Source organism: Streptomyces sp. WAC05292, assembly GCF_003949955.1.
GTDB classification, from domain to species: domain Bacteria; phylum Actinomycetota; class Actinomycetes; order Streptomycetales; family Streptomycetaceae; genus Streptomyces; species Streptomyces globosus.
In genome coordinates, this window is the sequence record NZ_RPSE01000485.1 from 1 (window position 1) to 4092 (window position 4092).

The following is a 4092-nucleotide window of genomic DNA, read 5'->3' on the forward strand; positions in this document are numbered from 1 at the left end:
CTCGACGGCCACGGCCGCGGTCGGCGCGGGCGCGGCCGTCCTGCTCGCCGCGGGGGGCGGCACCCTCTACGCCGTGCGCCGCCGGGCCGACGGCTGAGGACGCCCGTGCTCCACCTCGCACCGCCCGCTCCGCTCGCACGCCCCGCCGTCCCCGGCCTCCGCCGGGCATGGCGGGGCTTGCGGGCGCTGCTGCTCCGCGAACCGACTCCGCCGCTCGCCCCCGCCGGGCTCGGCACGTCCCCGTACCGGCCCGCGCAAGGGCGGGGGTACGGGCCTGCCGGCCCCGGCGGGGATCCGGGGCCGGGCGGCGCCGCGCCCCGGCCCACGGTGTCCGGGCTCTACCACGCGCACCGGCTGGGCATGGTCCGCCTGGCCGTCCTGCTCGTCGACGACCTGGCCACCGCCGAGGACGTCGTCCAGGACGCCTTCACCGCCCTGTACCGCCGCCACGGCGAGGACATCGCCGACGTCGACAACGCCCTGGGCTACCTGCGCACCGCCGTCGTCAACACCTCCCGGTCCGTGCTGCGCCGCCGGCGCACCGCCCGTGCGTGGACCCCGCCGGCCCCGGTGGACGTACCGTCCGCGGAGGAGCGCGTCGTCCTGGACGAGGCCCACCGGGAGGTCCTCGCCGCGCTCGCCCGGCTCACCCCCCGGCGCCGGCAGGTCCTCGTCCTGCGGTACTGGGCGGAGCTGAGCGAGGCGGAGATCGCCTCGACACTCGGCATCAGCCGGGGGGCAGTGAAGTCGAACGCGAGCCGCGCCCTGGACGCGCTGGAACGGATCCTGGAGGGTCGGACATGACGTACGGCGAACGCCCCGTCGAGCGCCCGGTCGAGCGCAGACTGCACCGGGCGCTCGCGGCCCGGGCGGCAGCGGTCACCGTACGGGACCTGCGCCCCGCCGACCCGCCGCGCCCGCGTGTGCGCCGCGTGGCCGGTGCGTGGCCGTGGCTGCCTCGGCACCGGCGGCGGTTCGCCCTGCCGACGGCGGCCGGGCTGGCGGCGGCCGCCGCGGCGGCGGCCTACCTGCTGTCCGGGCAGGGCCCGGGGCCGGTGCGGCCGGAGCCGCCCGCGGTGCCGCCCGCGTTCACGGCGCCCGGGCCGGTGCCCTCCGCGCCCGGCCCGGAGACGCCGTCGGCGGTGCCGTCACCGGAGCCGTCCTCTCCGGGAGCGACCCGGGCCACACCGGGCCCGGGCCCTTCCCCGACACCGCAGGGACAGCGGCCGTCCGCCCCGCCCTCGGCGTCCGCTTCGAGGCCCGCACCGCCGGCGTCCTCCCCGGCTTCGCAGCCGGCGGGCGCGCAGGCGTCCCCGTCGGCGGGGCCGAGCCGCAGCGGCGGGTGATGCCCCGTGAGCCGGGCGGCCGGAGCCGGCCGCCCGGCTCACGGCCGGGGCCGCGGGGCTGCCGTGGCCGCCGGGCCGCCGGCTACGGGGCGGCCGGGTCCGGTGAGGCGGCTCCGGCGCAGGCCAGGTGGCCCCAGCGGGCGCCGACCTTCGCAATCGTCTCCCCGGAGGCGTAGGGCTTGCCGCACGGGCAGCTGCCGGGGAACTTCGCCTTGACCGAGGCGCGTCCGCCGCGCCCGGAGGCCTTCCCGCCGGGGGAGGACGCACGCTTGGCCGGTGTCGCGGAGGGGCGCCGGGCGGGGGTGCTGCGCGCAGGGTCGGGCACGGGGATCTCGGCGGTGCCGAGCGCGGTCCCGGCGGCTTCCTGCGTGATGGCGGCGTCGCTGGCGGCCTGGTCGGCGATGGCGTTCAGGCGGTCGCCGTCCGTGCGGTGCGCGGGCACGTAGCGGAACTCCACGTCCCGCTCGGTGAGGAGCGCGTCGATGCGCTCGACGAGCTCGCGGTTGGCGACCGGCTTGCCGGCGGCGGTCCTCCAGCCGTTGCGCTTCCAGCCGGGCAGCCACTGGGTCACGGCCTTCATGGCGTACTGGGAGTCCATCCGCACCTCGACGGCCACCCCCGGTTCGAGGGCCTCCAACAGCTGTGCCAGGGCGGTGAGTTCGCCCACGTTGTTGGTGGCCCGGCCCAGCGGGCCGGCCTCCCAGCGCTCGGGGCTGCCCGCCGCGTCGGCGATGACCCACGCCCAGCCGGCGGGTCCCGGGTTGCCCTTCGCCGCTCCGTCGCAGGCGGCAATGATCCGATCAGACATCCCTCGATCATGCCGTACGGCGGGCACTGCCCGCGCCGCGCGGAGGCCGGTGGGGCTCACGCCCGGGTGGCCGCGGATCCCGGCCGTATGTTCTCCACCGCGTCGACGAGCGGGGCGAGCTCCGGGTTGCGCGCGGCCTCGTCGAGCGCCTCGCGCAGCGCGGCGTCGTTGGTCGGGCGGGCGGCCGCGAGCAGCTCCAGGCCGGTCTCGCTCACATCGGTGTAGATGCCGCGCCGGTCGGTGTCGCAGAGGTAGCGGCTGAGCAGGCCGCGGTCCTCCAGTCGGCTGACCAGGCGGGTGGTGGCGCTCTGGCTCAGGACCACCGAGTCGGCGACCTGGTTCATGCGCAGGTGCCCGCCGGGGCCGTCGTGCTGCCGGCTGAGGACGTCGAGGAGGGAGTACTCGCGGACGCTCAGGCCGTGGTGCGCCTGGAGCGCGCGCTCGATGCGGGCCTCTATGCGGCTGTGCAGCAGGGACAGGGCGCACCAGCCCTGGGAGAGGGCGGTGAGCGCGCCGTCGGTGGCCGTCATGGGGGCTCCTCCTTCCGGGCCGGGTGCCCGTGTGACTCCAGGATAGGACACGGACGCAATATCCCGCGCTTGCAAATATCCCGCGTCTGCAATTAATGTGGACGCAAGTAAGCGGCGGCTGCAAGGGTCGCGGCGGTATCTCTGTCTCCTCCCTGAAGGGCACTTCCCCATGCCTCTCGCACTCCTGGCCCTCGCCATCGGGGCCTTCGGGATCGGCACCACCGAATTCGTGATCATGGGCCTGCTGCCCGAGGTCGCGGCCGACTACGGCGTCTCGATCCCGACCGCCGGCTTCCTCGTCACCGGTTACGCGCTCGGCGTCGTCCTCGGCGCCCCCGTCATGACCGTCCTCGGCACCCGTATACCGCGCAAGCGGATGCTGATGCTGCTCATGGGGCTGTTCATCGCGGGAAACCTGTTGTCCGCGCTTGCTCCCGCCTTCGGCGTCATGCTCGCCGGACGCGTCGTCGCCTCCCTGGCACACGGGGCCTTCTTCGGTATCGGCGCGGTCGTGGCCGCCGAGCTCGTCGCCCCCGAGAAGAAGGCCGGGGCCATCGCGATGATGTTCACCGGCCTGACCGTCGCCAACGTCGTGGGCGTTCCCCTGGGCACCCTCGTCGGCCAGACACTCGGCTGGCGCACCACGTTCCTGATCGTCGCCGCCCTCGGCGTCGCCGGTCTCCTCGGGATAGCCCGGCTCGTCCCCGAGCTGCCCCGCCCCGAAGGCGTCCGCGTCCGGCACGAGCTGGCAGCCTTCAAGAACGTGCAGGTGCTGCTCGCGATGGCGATGACCGTCCTGGGATTCGGCGGCGTCTTCGCCGCGATCACCTACATCACCCCGATGATGACCGAGACGGCCGGCTTCGCCGACTCCTCCGTCACCTGGATCCTCGTCCTGTTCGGCCTCGGCATGGTCGCCGGAAACCTCGTGGGCGGCCGCTTCGCCGACCGGGCGCTGATGCCCATGCTGTACGGATCCCTCGCCGCGCTCGCCCTCGTCCTTGCCCTGTTCACGGTCACCGCCCACCACAAGGCGGGGGCCGCCGCCACCGTCGTCCTCATCGGCGCCCTCGGCTTCGCCACCGTGCCGCCGCTCCAGAAGCGGGTCCTCGACCAGGCCGCCGGCGCCCCCACCCTCGCCTCCGCCGTCAACATCGGCGCCTTCAACCTCGGCAACGCCCTGGCCGCGTGGCTCGGCGGGCTCGTCATAGCCGCCGGGCTCGGCTGGACCGCCCCGAACTGGGTCGGCGCCGCTCTCGCAGCGTCCGCCCTGGTGCTCGCCGTCGTCTCGGGCCTGCTGGAGCGGCGCGCCGTCCCCCGCCCGGGACGCGTCACCGCCGCCTCCTTCCCCGCGGCGACCGCGCACACCGCCGAGGCGCCCGCCGCCGCAGGCCGCTGACCCCCGCGG

At 75.9% G+C, this 4092-nt stretch carries 5 protein-coding genes; 2 read left to right on the forward strand and 3 right to left on the reverse strand.

What is annotated here, in order from left to right; all coding sequences use genetic code 11:
- The first annotated feature begins 105 nt into the window (after positions 1 to 105).
- Entirely contained in the window at positions 106 to 804 is a 699-nt protein-coding gene (locus EF903_RS29695; protein ID WP_125548095.1) for an RNA polymerase sigma factor, read from the forward strand.
- A gap of 220 nt (positions 805 to 1024) precedes the next feature.
- Here the strand turns inward: EF903_RS29695 and EF903_RS34460 are convergent, their stop codons facing one another.
- The 3 genes from EF903_RS34460 to EF903_RS29705 form a co-directional block, all read right to left on the reverse strand.
- Positions 1025 to 1186, reverse strand: a complete 162-nt coding sequence (locus tag EF903_RS34460) for a hypothetical protein (protein ID WP_185902896.1) — start codon at positions 1184 to 1186, stop codon at positions 1025 to 1027.
- Between the two features lie 242 nt (positions 1187 to 1428).
- Positions 1429 to 2154, reverse strand: a complete 726-nt coding sequence (locus EF903_RS29700; protein ID WP_125548096.1) for a ribonuclease H — start codon at positions 2152 to 2154, stop codon at positions 1429 to 1431.
- Between the two features lie 56 nt (positions 2155 to 2210).
- On the reverse strand, positions 2211 to 2684 hold the full coding sequence (locus EF903_RS29705; RefSeq protein ID WP_125548097.1) for a MarR family winged helix-turn-helix transcriptional regulator: 474 nt from the start codon (positions 2682 to 2684) through the stop codon (positions 2211 to 2213).
- Positions 2685 to 2853: 169 nt separating this feature from the next.
- On the opposite strand from EF903_RS29705, the gene EF903_RS29710 reads away from it, so the two are divergent.
- Positions 2854 to 4083 (forward strand): MFS transporter, encoded by a 1230-nt coding sequence (locus EF903_RS29710; RefSeq protein WP_125548098.1) that lies wholly within the window; start codon positions 2854 to 2856, stop codon positions 4081 to 4083.
- The last annotated feature ends 9 nt before the right edge of the window (positions 4084 to 4092 follow it).